This window comes from Mycobacterium sp. (genome assembly GCF_052143115.1).
GTDB lineage: Bacteria > Actinomycetota > Actinomycetes > Mycobacteriales > Mycobacteriaceae > Mycobacterium.
The window spans coordinates 48,367-62,515 of sequence record NZ_JBKQTQ010000136.1; the positions used below are offsets into that span (position 1 = coordinate 48,367).

Annotated in this window: 13 protein-coding genes and 1 riboswitch; of the genes, 6 read left to right on the forward strand and 7 right to left on the reverse strand. The window is 64.5% G+C overall.

Translation table 11 applies throughout. The annotated features are described in order from the left end of the window. Positions 1 to 14 precede the first annotated feature (14 nt). Positions 15 to 1,388, forward strand: coding sequence for an HNH endonuclease signature motif containing protein (locus ACLQI9_RS14510; protein ID WP_442376559.1), 1,374 nt, complete (start codon positions 15 to 17; stop codon positions 1,386 to 1,388). Between the two features lie 23 nt (positions 1,389 to 1,411). Here the strand turns inward: ACLQI9_RS14510 and ACLQI9_RS14515 are convergent, their stop codons facing one another. Genes ACLQI9_RS14515 through ACLQI9_RS14525 form a run of 3 tightly spaced genes read right to left on the reverse strand, consistent with a single transcriptional unit; the run spans position 1,412 to position 4,681 of the window. After that, entirely contained in the window at positions 1,412 to 2,146 is a 735-nt protein-coding gene (locus tag ACLQI9_RS14515) for a class I SAM-dependent methyltransferase (RefSeq protein WP_442376557.1), read from the reverse strand. Then, a complete protein-coding gene (gene metX, locus ACLQI9_RS14520) occupies positions 2,143 to 3,294 on the reverse strand; it encodes a homoserine O-acetyltransferase MetX (protein ID WP_442376555.1) in 1,152 nt (383 codons plus the stop codon). The genes ACLQI9_RS14515 and metX overlap by 4 nt, the downstream gene beginning before the upstream one ends. Before the next feature lie 10 nt (positions 3,295 to 3,304). After that, complete coding sequence (locus ACLQI9_RS14525) at positions 3,305 to 4,681, reverse strand: bifunctional o-acetylhomoserine/o-acetylserine sulfhydrylase (protein ID WP_442376554.1); 1,377 nt, start codon at positions 4,679 to 4,681, stop codon at positions 3,305 to 3,307. 230 nt (positions 4,682 to 4,911) lie between these two features. After that, positions 4,912 to 5,031, reverse strand: a riboswitch (SAM riboswitch). A gap of 202 nt (positions 5,032 to 5,233) precedes the next feature. On the opposite strand from ACLQI9_RS14525, the gene ACLQI9_RS14530 reads away from it, so the two are divergent. After that, complete coding sequence (locus ACLQI9_RS14530) at positions 5,234 to 7,471, forward strand: NADP-dependent isocitrate dehydrogenase (protein ID WP_442391813.1); 2,238 nt, start codon at positions 5,234 to 5,236, stop codon at positions 7,469 to 7,471. A gap of 3 nt (positions 7,472 to 7,474) precedes the next feature. Here ACLQI9_RS14530 and ACLQI9_RS14535 read toward each other — a convergent pair whose 3' ends face one another. Together ACLQI9_RS14535 and ACLQI9_RS14540 are read right to left on the reverse strand one after the other, a co-directional pair. After that, positions 7,475 to 8,515 (reverse strand): LLM class F420-dependent oxidoreductase, encoded by a 1,041-nt coding sequence (locus ACLQI9_RS14535; RefSeq protein ID WP_442376550.1) that lies wholly within the window; start codon positions 8,513 to 8,515, stop codon positions 7,475 to 7,477. Between the two features lie 20 nt (positions 8,516 to 8,535). Further along, positions 8,536 to 9,021 carry a nuclear transport factor 2 family protein gene (locus tag ACLQI9_RS14540; RefSeq protein WP_442376548.1) on the reverse strand — a complete coding sequence of 162 codons (486 nt, stop codon included), beginning with the start codon at positions 9,019 to 9,021 and terminating at the stop codon, positions 8,536 to 8,538. A 56-nt stretch (positions 9,022 to 9,077) separates the two neighbouring features. Here ACLQI9_RS14540 and ACLQI9_RS14545 point away from each other — a divergent pair, with 56 nt between their 5' ends. Next, the gene (locus tag ACLQI9_RS14545; RefSeq protein WP_442391814.1) at positions 9,078 to 9,647 is read left to right on the forward strand and encodes a PadR family transcriptional regulator; all 570 of its coding nucleotides are present in this window, start codon (positions 9,078 to 9,080) and stop codon (positions 9,645 to 9,647) included. On the opposite strand, the gene ACLQI9_RS14550 is transcribed toward ACLQI9_RS14545, so the two are convergent. After that, entirely contained in the window at positions 9,623 to 10,189 is a 567-nt protein-coding gene (locus ACLQI9_RS14550) for a TetR/AcrR family transcriptional regulator (RefSeq protein ID WP_442376544.1), read from the reverse strand. The genes ACLQI9_RS14545 and ACLQI9_RS14550 overlap by 25 nt on opposite strands. A 94-nt stretch (positions 10,190 to 10,283) precedes the next feature. On the opposite strand from ACLQI9_RS14550, the gene ACLQI9_RS14555 reads away from it, so the two are divergent. Genes ACLQI9_RS14555 through ACLQI9_RS14565 form a run of 3 tightly spaced genes read left to right on the forward strand, consistent with a single transcriptional unit; the run spans position 10,284 to position 13,212 of the window. Further along, a complete protein-coding gene (locus tag ACLQI9_RS14555; RefSeq protein WP_442376542.1) occupies positions 10,284 to 10,448 on the forward strand; it encodes a hypothetical protein in 165 nt (54 codons plus the stop codon). Then, complete coding sequence (locus ACLQI9_RS14560; protein ID WP_442376540.1) at positions 10,448 to 11,941, forward strand: FAD-dependent oxidoreductase; 1,494 nt, start codon at positions 10,448 to 10,450, stop codon at positions 11,939 to 11,941. The genes ACLQI9_RS14555 and ACLQI9_RS14560 overlap by 1 nt, the downstream gene beginning before the upstream one ends. 38 nt (positions 11,942 to 11,979) lie before the next feature. Then, a complete protein-coding gene (locus ACLQI9_RS14565; RefSeq protein ID WP_442391815.1) occupies positions 11,980 to 13,212 on the forward strand; it encodes an NADP-dependent isocitrate dehydrogenase in 1,233 nt (410 codons plus the stop codon). On the opposite strand, the gene ACLQI9_RS14570 is transcribed toward ACLQI9_RS14565, so the two are convergent. Next, positions 13,199 to 14,035, reverse strand: coding sequence for an alpha/beta fold hydrolase (locus ACLQI9_RS14570; RefSeq protein WP_442376537.1), 837 nt, complete (start codon positions 14,033 to 14,035; stop codon positions 13,199 to 13,201). The genes ACLQI9_RS14565 and ACLQI9_RS14570 overlap by 14 nt on opposite strands. Positions 14,036 to 14,149: the final 114 nt, after the last annotated feature.

The following is a 14,149-nucleotide window of genomic DNA, read 5'->3' on the forward strand; positions in this document are numbered from 1 at the left end:
GATACCATTCGAACATGCATTCGAGTTGCCGCGAGGAGATCGTCGAGCGGTTCGACGCATTCCGAGATGCGGTATCCGGATTGCTCGAGCTGTCTTTCGACGTGCTGACCTGCCCGGAACTCCTGGGAATGCTGCAACGCCTGGAACAGGACACCCGTCGGCTACCGGTGCCCGGCCACGCTCTGATCAACCAACTCGCCCGGCAGGCCAGCGAGACGGAGTTGGGCGGCAAGCTAAGTCATGCGTTGGCCAATCGGCTGCTGATCAGCCGCGCCGAGGCTGCCGGGCGCATCCGGGCGGCCGAGGATCTTGGCCCGCGCCATTCAGTCACCGGTGAACCGTTGTCGCCACGGCTGGCGGCCACCGCCGAGGCGCAGCGCGCCGGAAAGATCGGCGACGGCCACGTCGCGGTGATTCGCGGCTTTTGTCAGCGGCTGCCGGACTTCGTTGACGTCGAGACCCGCCAGGAAGCCGAAGCGCAGCTCGCTCGCCTGGGCGGCGGGCACCGCCCAGACGAATTGAGCAAGCTGGCAGACAAACTCACCGACTGCCTCAACCCCGACGGTACTTTCACCGATGAGGACCGGGCTCGTCGGCGCGGAATCACTATCGGCAAACAAGGTTTCGACGGGATGAGCCCGATCACGGGGTATCTGACGCCCGAGGCGCGGGCCTCCATCGACGCCGTATTTGCCAAATTGGCCGCTCCGGGCATGTGCAACCCGGAGGATGACACCCCGTGCGTGGAGGGCAGCCCGTCGGAGACTTCCCTCGGCAACGACACGCGTAGCTTCGTTCAACGCAACCACGACGCGCTCAACGCCGCCGCGCGCGCCCTGCTGGCGTCCGGTGATTTGGGAAAGCACAACGGCTTACCGGCATCCATCATCGTCACCACCACCTTGCGCGAACTGGAGGCCGGGGCGGGTAAGGGGCTCACCGGAGGCGGCACGCTACTACCTATGGGCGACGTGATTCGGCTGGCCCGCCACGCACATCATTACCTGTGCATTTTTGACAAAGGCGAGGCGATCGGGCTCTATCACACCAAGCGACTCGCCTCACCCGGGCAGCGAATTGTCTTGTACGCCAAAGATCGTGGATGTTCACACCCCGGCTGTACCGTTTCGGGCTACTACTGCGAGGTTCATCACTGCGTCCCGTACGCCAAGTGCCGCGCCACCGATGTCAACCATTTAACTTTCGGCTGCGGCGGTCACCACCCGCTCGCCGAAGAGGGCTGGATCACCCGCAAAAACAAAGACGGTGACACCGAATGGATCCCACCCCCGCATCTTGACCACGGGCAAGCCCGTATCAATACTTTCCACCACCCCGAAAAGCTGCTTCGCCACGGCGACGGCGACGAGGACGACGACGCGGCGTAGTGATGACGACGACCGGGGCGCAATTACGTCGACAGCGTCGCCCGCACGCACACCGTGACGTAGGGCAGCGCCAGGCCTCCCGCGTTCGCCAACGCCGGATGGGTTGCCAGCAAGTCGCGAACCTGGTCCAGCGTCTTGGTGCGCACTTGGGTCGGCGAGGTGATGCAGTAGCTCCGGGAAGCGACCAAATCGATCAATGCTTGTGGCGTAAGGTAATTCGTCCACTCGACCTGATGGCGTTGTATTTCGATGAACGGGTCGCCCAGTGTCACCTTGTCGCGGACCGGATCCCCATCGCGGCCGATGATGCGACCCAGCTCCCGCACCCAGCCGAGCCGCTCATCGCGGGTGTTCCACACCAAACCCAGTCGTCCGCCCGGCCGCAGCACCCGGGCCACTTCCGGGATTGCCCGCTCCGGGTTGAACCAGTGCCAAGCCTGTGCGACGAGCACCGCATCAACGCTGTTGTCCGCCAGCGGAATTTCCTCCGCCGTGCCGAGCAGCGCCGGTGTGTCCGGCAGCGACGTGCGCAGCATTTCCAGCATCTCGGCGATCGGGTCGACGGCGACCACGTCCAGCCCGCGCTCCACCAGCCGAGTGGTCAGTTTCCCGGTCCCGGCGCCGAGGTCCAGCACGTCGCGAGCCCCGGCCGGCAACAGCCAGTCGATCGCGTCCGGCGGGTATGACGGTCGGCCGCGCTCGTAGGCGGCCGCTTCAGAGCCAAACGACAACGAGCGGTCCTGCCGGGACTGGGTCACCGTGGACACGCGCCTTCGCCGCTCGCCGATCCCACCGCCAGGTCGAGGGTTTGCCGCACCAGTTCGCCCACCGCCTCGGATTCCACCAGGAAGCCGTCGTGGCCGTAGATCGACTCGACGATCTGCAGCTCGCGACATCCGGGCAGCAGTTCGGCGAGTTCCTCTTGCAGACGCAGCGGGTAAAGCCGGTCAGAGGTGATGCCGCCGACCACCACCGGCACCGGGCAGCCGCGCAGCGCGGCGGCGACACCGCCGCGGCCCCGGCCGACGTCGTGACGGGACAGTGCCTCGGTGAGCGCCACATAGCTGCCGGCGTCGAAGCGTGACACCAGCTTGCCGCCCTGGTGCTCCAGGTAGCTCTGCACCGCGTAGCGGCCGCCCGCCACCGGATCCTCCGCGCCCTGTGCGTCGTTGGCGAAGCGGGTGTCCAGCTCGACCTCGCCGCGGTACGTCAGATGCGCGAAGCGGCGGGCGATGTGTAGGCCGGCGTCGGGGCTGCGCCCGGTGCGGTAGTAGTCACCGCCCTGCCAGTTCGGGTCGGCTTTGATGGCCGCGATCTGGGTGCACTGTGTGCCGATCTGGTCGGCGGTCGCGCGCGCACCCACCGCCAGCAGCAGACCGGCGCCCACCCGGTCGGGATGGTCGACGATCCATTCCAGTGCCCGGGCTCCACCCATCGACCCGCCGACCACTGCGGCGACCTCGGTGATGCCCAGCGCTGCCAGCGCGGCCACGTCGGCCTCGACTTGATCTCGCATCGAAATCAGCGGAAACCTTGAACCCCAAGGCTTCCCATCAGGTGCGATTGAGCTCGGACCGGTCGAGCCGCGGCAGCCGCCCAACACATTGGTGGCCACCGCGCACCAGCGATCGGTGTCGATCGGCGCGCCCGGGCCCGCGATGCCGTCCCACCAGCCCGGCGTCGGATGTCCGGGCCCGGCGGGTCCGGTGATGTGGGAATCTCCGGTGAGCGCATGCAAGACCACCACGACGTTGTCGCGAGCAGGTGACAACTCACCCCACCGCTGCACGGCGATGCTGACGTCGTCGATCACCGCACCGCTTTCCAGCGTCAGGGAGCCGATTCCGACAACGCCGACCTCGCCGTCGGCGGGCAGCGTCTGCGTCGGCACGTCCGAGATCGTCATTTCGGCCTCCTCAGAACGCCGCCACGGCGTGCGGGTCACCGCTGCTGGCTGTGGCGCCGCCGTATTTGCGAGCCGCGGCGAAGCCAAGCTCGAGGTCGGCCAGGATGTCGTCGATGCCTTCGATGCCCACGGCCAGCCGCACCAACCCGGGGCTCACGCCGGTGGATAGCTGCTGGGCGGGGCTGAGCTGGGAGTGCGTTGTCGACGCCGGATGAATCACCAGCGATCGCACATCGCCGATATTGGCGACGTGGCTGTGCAGCTTGAGCGCGTTGACGAACGCCTTTCCCGCCTCGACGCCGCCGGCCAACTCGAAAGACAACACGGCTCCGGTTCCCTTGGGCGCCAGCTTCTTTGCCCGCTCGTACCAGGGCGAGCTGGGCAGGCCGGCGTAATTGACCGACAGCACATCGTCGTGGCCGGCCAGGAATTCAGCGACTCGCTGGGCGTTGGCGACATGGCGCTCGATACGCAGGCTCAGGGTTTCCAGGCCTTGTGCGACCAGGAACGCGTTGAACGGCGAGGCGGCCGACCCGTAGTCGCGCAGCAATTGCACCCGCGCCTTGACCGCGAACGCAGGCGGTCCCAACTCCGCGTAGACCACGCCGTGGTAGCTGGGGTCGGGGGTGGTGAAGCCGGGGAAGCGGTCCTGTGTCCAGTCGAAGGTGCCGCCGTCGACGATCACACCGGCGATCGCGGTGCCATGCCCACCCAGGTACTTGGTGGCCGAGTGCACCACGATGTCGGCGCCCTGGGCGATCGGCTGGATCAGGTAAGGGGTTGCGACGGTGTTGTCGACGATCAGCGGCACACCGTGCTGGTGGGCCACCCCGGACACTCCCGGGGTATCCAGCACGTCGATCTGCGGGTTGGAGATGGTCTCGGCAAAGAACGCCTTGGTGTTCGGGCGCACCGCGGCCCGCCACGAGTCCAGGTCGTCGGGGTCGTCGACGAAGCTGACGTCGACGCCCAGCTTGGGCAGCGAGTAGTGGAACAGGTTGTAGGTGCCGCCGTAGAGCCGCGGGCTGGACACAATGTGGTCGCCGGTGCCGGCCAGGTTCAAAATCGCGAACGTCTCCGCGGCCTGCCCGGAGGACAGGAACAGCGCGGCCACGCCGCCCTCCAGTGCGGCGATGCGCTGTTCGACGACGTCGGTGGTCGGATTGCCGATGCGGGTGTAGATGTTGCCCGGGATTTCCAGCCCGAACAGCGCAGCGGCATGTGCGGTGTCGTCGAAGACGTAGGACGTGGTCTGGTAGATCGGCAGCGCGCGGGCGTTGGTGGTTGGGTCCGGCTGTTGGCCGGCGTGGATCTGTTTGGTTTCGAACGACCAGTGCGCGGTCGGATCGGAATCGGTTTCGCTGTCAGCGTTGGTTTCGGAACTCACGAGGGTTGCTTTCTGGGAAGGAAGTCGGGTGGGTCGAGTGCTGGCGGCCGGTGACGATGCGGGCCGGTCTCGGCCCGGTGAGGAGCCGGCCACCGGCTGGCGTGCGCGGGACGCCATCTCAAGACGACGTCAACCGGCAGCCACGCGTTCAGCAACTGCGACGCACGATGAGCCAGCCCAAATAGGTGCGCATCAGGTTTCCCTGTCTACTCGGGGGGCCCGTCACAGCGGACCCGCGCTTGCCGCGTAGCCGGTGGTGGCTACTCAACCTGGTCATCACCCGGGGCACCCCACCGCGGTTGGAGGGTTGCCGGCCAGCAAGCCGGGGCTTGACGCTGGCGCTCATGACCTGCCGGAAGCCTATCGCATGTCGCCGATGCGCCGCCACTGGCGGCGATCGCTAGGGCGGTGGAGCCAGGTGCCGCGGGTCGCCGCCATTGGGCCTAGCCGCAGCTGGAGAGACGTCGTACGGGATACTAGTTGCCATCGTCATAAAGCCTCTCAAGTAGCACGCCTTCAAGAATCTGACCGATAGTGACGCCGGGAGAAACTATGTGCGCCGACCAGCCGACCATCATCTACACGCTGACCGACGAGGCGCCGTTACTGGCGACCTACGCCTTTTTGCCGATCGTGCGCGCCTTCGCCGAGCCGGCGGGCATCCAGATCAAGACCAGCGATATCTCGGTGGCCGCGCGGATCCTGGCCGAGTTCCCCGATTACCTGACCGACGATCAGAAAGTGCCCGACAACCTCGGCGAACTGGGCCGGCTGGCGAAGCTACCCGACACCAACATCATCAAGCTGCCGAACATCAGCGCCTCGGTGCCCCAGCTCTTCGCCGCGATCAAGGAACTGCAGGGCAAGGGATTCAAGATTCCGGACTATCCGCAAAGTCCCAAAACCGACGAGGACAAGGAAATCCGCGACCGCTATGCCAAATGCCTTGGCAGCGCCGTGAATCCATTGCTGCGGCAGGGTAATTCGGATCGCCGCGCGCCCAAGGCGGTCAAGGAGTACGCACGCAAGCACCCGCACAGCATGGGCGAGTGGTCGATGGCGTCACGCACTCATGTCGCGACCATGCGGCACGGCGACTTCTATCACGGTGAGAAGTCGATGACGGTAGACCGCGCGCGCAACGTGAAGATGGAGCTGGAGACCAAAACCGGCAAGACCATCGTGCTCAAGCCCATGGTGTCGCTGCGGGAAGGCGACATCATCGACAGCATGTTCATGAGCCGCAAAGCTCTATGCGAGTTCTACGAGGCGCAGATGGAGGATGCGCACAAGACCGGCGTGATGTTCTCACTGCACGTCAAGGCGACGATGATGAAGGTCTCACACCCCATCGTCTTCGGACACGCCGTGAAGATCTTCTACAAAGAGGCGTTCGCCAAGCATCAGGCACTGTTCGACGAATTGGGTGTCAACGTCAACAACGGGTTGGCCGATCTCTACAACAAGATCGAGTCGCTGCCCGCCTCGCAGCACGATGAGATCATCCGCGACCTGCATGCCTGTCACGAGCACCGTCCGGAGCTGGCCATGGTCGATTCGGCCAAGGGAATCACCAACTTTCATTCGCCCAGTGACGTGATCGTCGACGCCTCGATGCCGGCGATGATCCGCGCGGGCGGCAAGATGTACGGCGCCGACGGGCGGCAAAAGGACACCAAGGCCGTCAACCCCGAGTCCACGTTTTCCCGTATCTACCAAGAAATCATCAACTTCTGTAAGACGCACGGGGCATTCGATCCGGCGACGATGGGTACGGTCCCCAACGTCGGGCTGATGGCGCAGCAGGCCGAGGAGTACGGCTCACACGACAAGACATTCGAGATCCCCGAAGACAGCGTCGCCAACATCGTCGACCTCGACACCGGCGAAGTGCTGCTGACGCAAAACGTGGAAGCCGGCGACATCTGGCGCATGCCCGTCGTCAGGGACGAAGCGATCCGCGACTGGGTCAAGCTGGCCGTCACGCGGACGCGAAACTCAGGCATGCCGGTGGTGTTCTGGCTGGACCAGGAGCGTCCGCACGAGAACGAACTGCGCAAGAAGGTCAACACCTACCTGGCCGACCACGACACAGAGGGCCTCGACATCCAGACCATGTCGCAGGAACGAGCCATGCGGCACACGATCGAGCGCGCGATGCGCGGGCAGGACACCATCGCCGCGACCGGCAACATCCTGCGCGACTACCTCACCGATCTGTTCCCGATCCTGGAGCTGGGCACCAGCGCCAAGATGCTGTCCATCGTGCCGCTGATGGCCGGCGGCGGAATGTACGAAACCGGAGCGGGTGGTTCAGCGCCCAAGCACGTCCACCAGCTCGTCGAAGAAAATCACCTACGGTGGGATTCACTTGGTGAATTCCTCGCGCTCGGAGCCTGTTTCGAAGACATCGGTATCAAGACCGGCAACGAGCGGGCCAAGATCTTCGGCAAGACGCTGGATGCCGCCATCGGCAAACTGCTGGACAACAACAAGAGCCCGTCGCGCAAGACCGGTGAGCTCGACAACCGTGGCAGCCAGTTCTATCTGGCGATGTACTGGGCGCAGGAACTGGCCGCGCAGACCGATGACGAAGAGTTGCGCAAACACTTCGCCGCACTGGCCGATGCGTTGACCAAGAACGAAGACGTCATCGTGGCCGAACTCGCTGAGACGCAGGGCGAAGCGGTCGACATCGGCGGGTATTACGCGCCCGACAGCGCCCTGACCACCGCGGTGATGCGGCCGAGCAAAACACTCAACGCCGCGCTGCAGGACGCGCACGGCTGACGTTTAGTCAACCAGTTCGCGAAGCGTCTCGATCAGCTTGATCCGGTCGGCCGGCGTTGCCGCGATCGGTACCACGTTCAAGGCGGTCACCCCCGCCTCGCGGAACGCCGCCAAACGTTCCTTGACGAAGCCGCGTGTTCCGATCAGCGAGATGTCGCGCACGAGTTCGTCGGGCACCGCCTTGACGGCGCTGTCCTTGTCGCCGGACAGGTAGAGCTCTTGGATGCGGTCAGCCGCAGCGCCGTAGCCGTACCTGGTGGCCAGGGTGTGATAAAAGTTCTTGCCCTTGGCGCCCATTCCTCCGATGTAGAGCGCCAGGTGTGGTTTGACGAATTCGCGCATCGGCTCGACGTTTTCGCCGATGGCTAGTGCAGGTCCCGCATACACGTCGAGGTCTCCCAACGCAGGGTCGCGCTTGGCCTGGCCGCTGGCCAGCGCCTTACCCCAGACGTCTTGCGCCTTCTCCGGCAGATAAAAGATCGGTTGCCAGCCCTCGGCGATCTCGGCGGCCAGTTCGACGTTCTTGGGCCCCAGCGCGGCCACCAATATCGGGATACGTTCTCGCACTGGCTTATTGATGAGTTTGAGCGGTTTGCCAAGCCCGGTGCCCTGTTCGGCGGGCAGCGGAATGGTGTAGTGCCTGCCGTGATGTTGCACGGTCTCGCGTCGCCACACCTGGCGGCAGATGTCGATGACTTCGCGGGTGCGTGCTATCGGAGCGTCGTAAGGCACGCCGTGGAAGCCCTCGATGACCTGGGGCCCCGACGCGCCGAGACCGAGGATGAAACGGCCGTCGGAAACGTAGTCGAGACCGGCGGCGGTCATCGCGGTCAAGGTAGGAGTTCGGGTGTAGAGCTGCAGGATTCCCGAGGCCAGTTGAACCCGTTCGGTGCTGGCCGCCAAATAGCCCAGTGCGCTCACCGCGTCAAACGAATACGCCTCGGGGACAAAGACAATATCCAAGCCGGCGCGCTCGAGGTCGGCCACTTCGGCAGCGACCTCCTTGAAGCCGCCTGCGTAGTTGATGCCCAATCCGATTCGCACGATCTATCCCTTCGGCGCTGCTACGCGGTGGTGAACGATGCGGCTAGTTCGAGGGCTTCCTGCTGGATCCGATCGAACTGGGCGCCCATCGCCTCGGACAATGCGGTCGCACCCGACAGCGGCCGCACCATGACTGTGAAATCGTCGATGAGGCCCTCATCGTTGAAGTGCAGGAAGTCGCAACCGTTGACCTTCTTGCCCGCGACGGTTGTCTCGAACACAAACGCGTGGTTACGGCCATTGCTGTCGTGGATCTCGCGGACGTAGCGAAAGTCTTCGAAGACCCGCAGCACACCGCGCAGGATCGCCGCGGTGATCGGTTTGCCGACGTAGGGCTTGAATGCAACTGGGCTGGTGAATACGACGTCATCGGCCAGCATCGCCGCGATGGCCGACTCGTCACGTTCCTCGACTGCTCTGCGGAAGGGATGAGTAGCAGACACGGAGCACCTCGCACAGTCAACTTGTTGAGTAGGTGTGGTTGACGCTAGAGGGCCGATCGCCATATGTCTAGATGTGATTAATCACTTTATTGATTAGTCAGATGTCGTACTATGGGTCGATGTCGCTGCGTGACGCGGTGCTCGCCGCTCTTCTCGAGGGTGAGTCTTCTGGCTACGACCTGGCCAAGGGCTTTGACGCGTCGGTGGCGAACTTCTGGATGGCCACACCACAGCAGCTGTACCGCGAACTCGAACGTCTTGCCGAGCAAGGCCTGATCCAGGCACGCGTGGTGCACCAGGAACGTCGACCCAACAAGCGGATGTTCTCGCTGACCGAGGCGGGCCGCGAGGCGATCCGCGAGTTCACCAGGACGTCTCCGAAGCCCTCGGTGATCCGCGACGAGCTGATGGTGAAGGTCCAGGCCGCCGATGCCGGTGACGCGGCGGCTGTCCGCGACTTCATCACCGAACGACGGGAATGGGCCGAGGCCAAAGTGCATCGCTACGAGCGGCTGCGTCACCGACTGCTCGATGGCCGCAGCGAAGCGGAATACCTGGCCACGGCGCAGCGGATAGGCCCGTACCTGACGTTGATGCGGGGGATCTCGTTCGAAGAAGAAAACATCCGATGGGGTGAGCGTGCATTGGAGATCCTCGAACAGCGTCAAGGCGCAGGGTCTGCCAAGTAGTGGGCGAGCACCGGGCGCAGCCATTCGATGAGTTGGGCGTCGTCCATACCGGCGAGTGGCGGGACACCCAGGATGTAGCGAGCGACGGCAAGGCCCAGCAGCTGCGATCCCACCAGGGCGGCCCGCTCGGCAGCATGATCGGGCGCGACCGCGGATAGCGCCGGGGCCACTTGGTCGACGAAAACTTGGAGCAGGGCATCTGCGGCAACGCGATTCGTCGCGGCCGCGCGCAGCAGCGGGAGAAACGGTCCCTGGGGTCCCCAAACGGTGATGAACAGCGGCAGCAGCACGTCGGCAACACGATCAGGCGCGACATCCGAGAGATCGGGAAACGTGATGTCGAATCGGGAGGCGGCGGCGAACAGTTCTGCCTTGCTGCCGAAGTAGTGCATGACGAGCGCCGGATCGACGCCGGCCTGCGATGCGACCGAACGGATGGTCGTGCGTTCAAAACCGTGGCTCCCGAACTGCGATCGTGCGGTGTCCAGGATCGCTGCCCGGGTGGTCTGTCCATCGCGTCCCTCACGCGCCTTCGATGGCATGCCAACAGTGTATTCAACAACTGTTGACACGGCTGGTGTAACAGCCTACGGTCGAGTTCAACAGTTGTTGAACTCATGACGAGGGGTCGTCATCATGACCGTTACCGCCATTCAGATCGGACTCGACCCAGATGTGATCGACTACTCGTCGCCCGACTTCGCCCGATTTCCGGGCCTGTCGCAGGAGAAGCTGCGCGGGGCCTTCGCCACCCCCGACGACATTCGTCGTTGGTACCCGAACCCGGAGGCGGTGGCGTGATGACCGTTCACGAGGTTGACGTCCTCATCGTCGGCGCCGGCCCGACCGGGTTGACCGCCGCCGGTGACCTCGCGCGAGCGGGCCGCTCGGTCGCCGTGCTCGAGCGCTGGCCCGCGATCAACCCGTCCAGTCGTGCGTTCGCCACCATGGCGCGCACGCTGGAGGTCTTCGACGCCCGCGGAATCGCCGACGATCTGCTCGCGCACGCGCACAAGGCGCCGGGCGTCACGATTTTCGGCGGCGCCCGCATCGACCTCACGCACCTCGACTCGCCCTACCCATTCGCGATGATCACTCCCCAGACCAATGTCGACCGGGCGCTGGGCGGCTACGCCGTCGCGCAGGGGGCCGAGATCCTGCGCGGCATCGAGGTCGTCGCGCTCGATCAAGACGCCGACGGCGTGACCGTCACCGCGCAGCCGCAAGGTGACCACGTAGATCGTCGAACCTACTGGCGGGCAAAGTATTTGATTGGTGCCGACGGGGCGTACAGCACCGTCCGCGCGTTGATAGGTGCCGACTTTCCGGGTAAGACGATCTTGTCGTCGATCGTGCTCGCCGATGTCAAGCTGGCGCACGGGCCTGCCGACGGTGGCCTGACGCTGGGTAGCACCCGCGACGAGTTCGCGTTCTTAGCCCCCTACGGCCGCCACGACCAGGACGGTTCCTGGTACCGCGCGATGGCGTGGGACCGCAACAATCAGGTTCCCGACACCCAGCCTGTGCACCCCGCAGAGATCGCTGCGGTTCTTGTGCGCGCGATGAGGGCCGACCTCGGGGTGCTCGAAGTCGGATGGAAATCCCGATTCCATTGCGACGAAAGACAAGTCGAGCAATATCGGCATGGTCGCGTGTTCCTGGCCGGAGACGCGGCACACGTCCACTCTCCGATGGGCGGTCAGGGCATGAACACAGGCATCCAGGACGCGGCGAACCTCGCCTGGAAGATCGACGCGGCGCTCGATGGTGCAGACGACGCCGTGCTGGACAGCTACCACGACGAGCGTCATCCGATTGGCAAGCGGGTCTTGCTGCCGTCCGGTCTCATGGCGCGCGGCGTCGCCCTTCACCCGCGGGTCGCGCGAGGTTTGCGAAACCTGCTGTTGCCGAGGCTTCTTCGTGTCCCCCGGGTGCGTGACGAGGTAGCGGGGAGCTTCGCAGGTACGACGCTGCGGTACGCCCGCCGGGCAGGGGAGGGCGCTTTGGTGGGCACCAGGGCGACGCAGATTCCGCTGATGCAAGACCGTCTCACGGAGTTGCAGCGCGAGCCCGGCTTCGTCTTAGTCCGTGAGAACGGCAGGTCTCCGTTCGACGTGACCGACCTGCACCAAGCCGAGCGGGCCGATTCCGGGCCGGCCGTGCTGGTGCGGCCCGACGGCTACATCGCCTGGGCCGGGGACTCCGCCAATCGGTCCGAATGGCTTGAGATACTTGCCCGCTGGACCGGGCCGGCCGTGCGCGCGAAGACCGTGTCACCGTCCGTGACCGGTTGATACGACTCCGCCAGGGGTGTCCCTTGTAGCCTGGGCGCATGTCCAGCGGACGAAAGATCAAAGTCAAAGGCACGGTAGTAGAGCTCGACGGCGACGAGATGACGCGGGTCATCTGGAAGTGGATCAAGGATCTGCTCATCTTTCCGCACCTCGACATCAAACTGGACTATTACGACCTGGGCATCGAGCACCGCGACGCCACCGACGACCAGGTGACGATCGACTCGGCGTATGCCATCAAGAAGCACGGCGTCGGCGTCAAGTGCGCCACGATCACCCCCGACGAGGCCAGGGTCAAGGAGTTCAACCTCAAGACCATGTGGTCGTCGCCCAACGGAACCATCCGAAACATTCTGGGCGGCACAATCTTCCGCGAGCCGATCATGATCTCGAACGTCCCGCGGCTGGTACCGGGATGGAAGAAGCCGATTATCATCGGCCGCCATGCTTTTGGCGACCAGTACCGTGCGACGAACTTCAAGGTCGACCGGCCCGGGACCGTGACACTGACCTTCACCCCGGACGACGACAGCGAGCCGATCGTGCACAAGATGGTGTCCATCCCCGAAGACGGCGGCGTCGTGATGGGGATGTACAACTTCAAGGATTCAATTCAGGATTTTGCCCGCGCGTCGTTCGCCTACGGCCTGCACGAGAACTACCCGGTATATCTATCGACGAAGAACACCATCCTCAAGGCCTACGACGGCATGTTCAAAGACGAGTTCCAGCGGATTTACGACGAAGAGTTCAAGGACAAGTTCGAGGCGGCCGGCCTGACCTACGAGCACCGGCTGATCGACGACATGGTCGCCGCGTGCCTCAAGTGGGAGGGCGGCTATGTGTGGGCGTGCAAGAACTACGACGGCGACGTCCAGTCCGACGCGATCGCGCAGGGGTACGGCTCACTGGGCCTGATGACGTCGGTGTTGATGACCGCGGACGGCAAGACGGTGGAGGCCGAAGCCGCCCATGGCACGGTCACTCGCCATTTCCGGCAGTACCAGGAGGGCAAGCCCACCTCCACCAATCCGATGGCTTCGATCTTCGCCTGGACGCGCGGCCTCGAGCATCGCGGCAAGCTGGACAACACGCCCGAGGTGGGCGACTTCGCCCAGAAGCTGGAAGACGTCGTCGTCGCCACGGTCGAAGACGGTCAGATGACCAAAGACCTGGCTTTGCTCATCGGCCCGGATCAGAGCTGGCAAACCAGCGAGGAGTTCCTCGGCGCGATCGCGGACAACCTTACGAAGGCGCTCAGCTCGAGCTGACCGCTCGGATCGGCGGAGTGTGCTCGTCGAGGAAGCTGGTAATGACTTCGGTGACTCGTCCCGGTGCCTCGAACATCGGAATGTGACCGACGCCGTCGAGCACGGTCACCTCGTTCGCGGCGGGCAAATGGTCGGTGAAATGCCCGCTGAACCGGCGTGGGGGAACCACCCGGTCTTTCTCGCAGAGCACCAGATGCGTGGGGACGGCGGTGTGCGCCAGCTCCACCAGCCCGGGCATCAGCAGCGATTTGACCAGCAGCTGAAAGTACGCCGGGCAATGCTTGAGGTCGTCGATCACGGCGATGAGTTGGTCTTCGCTGATCCCGTCTGGCGATCCGCTGATGGGCAGGGTGCCTATCCGGCGGCTCATGGGCAGGCGCAACAGTCGCGGCCCGAGCAAGTGGGCCAGCACCCACACCGGCATACCGCCGACGAACTTGGCGATCACCTCGAATTTTGTCGGGCTCCATCCACGCCAGCCGCCGGCCGGCGCGATACCGGTGACGGTGCGTGCCCGGCCGCGACGTTCCAATTCGAAGGCGACCCATCCGCCCAGGGAGTTACCGACGATGTGGCAGGTATTCCAGCCCAACTCGTCGAGTTGCCGCTCGACATGGTCGGCTAACACTGACGAGCTCAGCAACCAGGTGCCGGCGTACGGACCGCCGTTGTGGCCGGCCATTGTCGGGGCGAAGACCTCGTAGCGGCCGGTGTCGGCCAACTGCGGCGCCACCGTCTGCCACACCAGCTGCGACATCAGGAACGGGTGCAGCAAAAGGACCGGTTCGCCGGACCCGAGATGGATGGGCGCGCGAGTCGTCATGCAGCCGACAGTAAGGTGATACCACCGGTACCGCAAGCATTCGGAATGCGGGCCGGTGTCCGCGTGAAAAGATCGATTCATCATGAGCCGCGCCGGCGACGATGCAGGGCGAAG

What these genes read in the sequence shown, in the direction of transcription:
- metX (WP_442376555.1), bottom strand. Translation starts at nt 3,294, where the DNA reads ATGACGATCTCGGACGTGCCGACGCAGACGCTGCCCGCCGACGGCGAG.
- ACLQI9_RS14555 (WP_442376542.1), top strand. Translation starts at nt 10,284, where the DNA reads ATGACCGTTACCGCCATTCAGATCGGACTCGACCCAGATGTGATCGAC.
- ACLQI9_RS14570 (WP_442376537.1), bottom strand. Translation starts at nt 14,035, where the DNA reads ATGACGACTCGCGCGCCCATCCATCTCGGGTCCGGCGAACCGGTCCTT.
- ACLQI9_RS14545 (WP_442391814.1), top strand. Translation starts at nt 9,078, where the DNA reads ATGTCGCTGCGTGACGCGGTGCTCGCCGCTCTTCTCGAGGGTGAGTCT.
- ACLQI9_RS14565 (WP_442391815.1), top strand. Translation starts at nt 11,980, where the DNA reads ATGTCCAGCGGACGAAAGATCAAAGTCAAAGGCACGGTAGTAGAGCTC.
- ACLQI9_RS14510 (WP_442376559.1), top strand. Translation starts at nt 15, where the DNA reads ATGCATTCGAGTTGCCGCGAGGAGATCGTCGAGCGGTTCGACGCATTC.
- ACLQI9_RS14530 (WP_442391813.1), top strand. Translation starts at nt 5,234, where the DNA reads ATGTGCGCCGACCAGCCGACCATCATCTACACGCTGACCGACGAGGCG.
- ACLQI9_RS14550 (WP_442376544.1), bottom strand. Translation starts at nt 10,189, where the DNA reads ATGCCATCGAAGGCGCGTGAGGGACGCGATGGACAGACCACCCGGGCA.
- ACLQI9_RS14560 (WP_442376540.1), top strand. Translation starts at nt 10,448, where the DNA reads ATGACCGTTCACGAGGTTGACGTCCTCATCGTCGGCGCCGGCCCGACC.
- ACLQI9_RS14540 (WP_442376548.1), bottom strand. Translation starts at nt 9,021, where the DNA reads ATGGCGATCGGCCCTCTAGCGTCAACCACACCTACTCAACAAGTTGAC.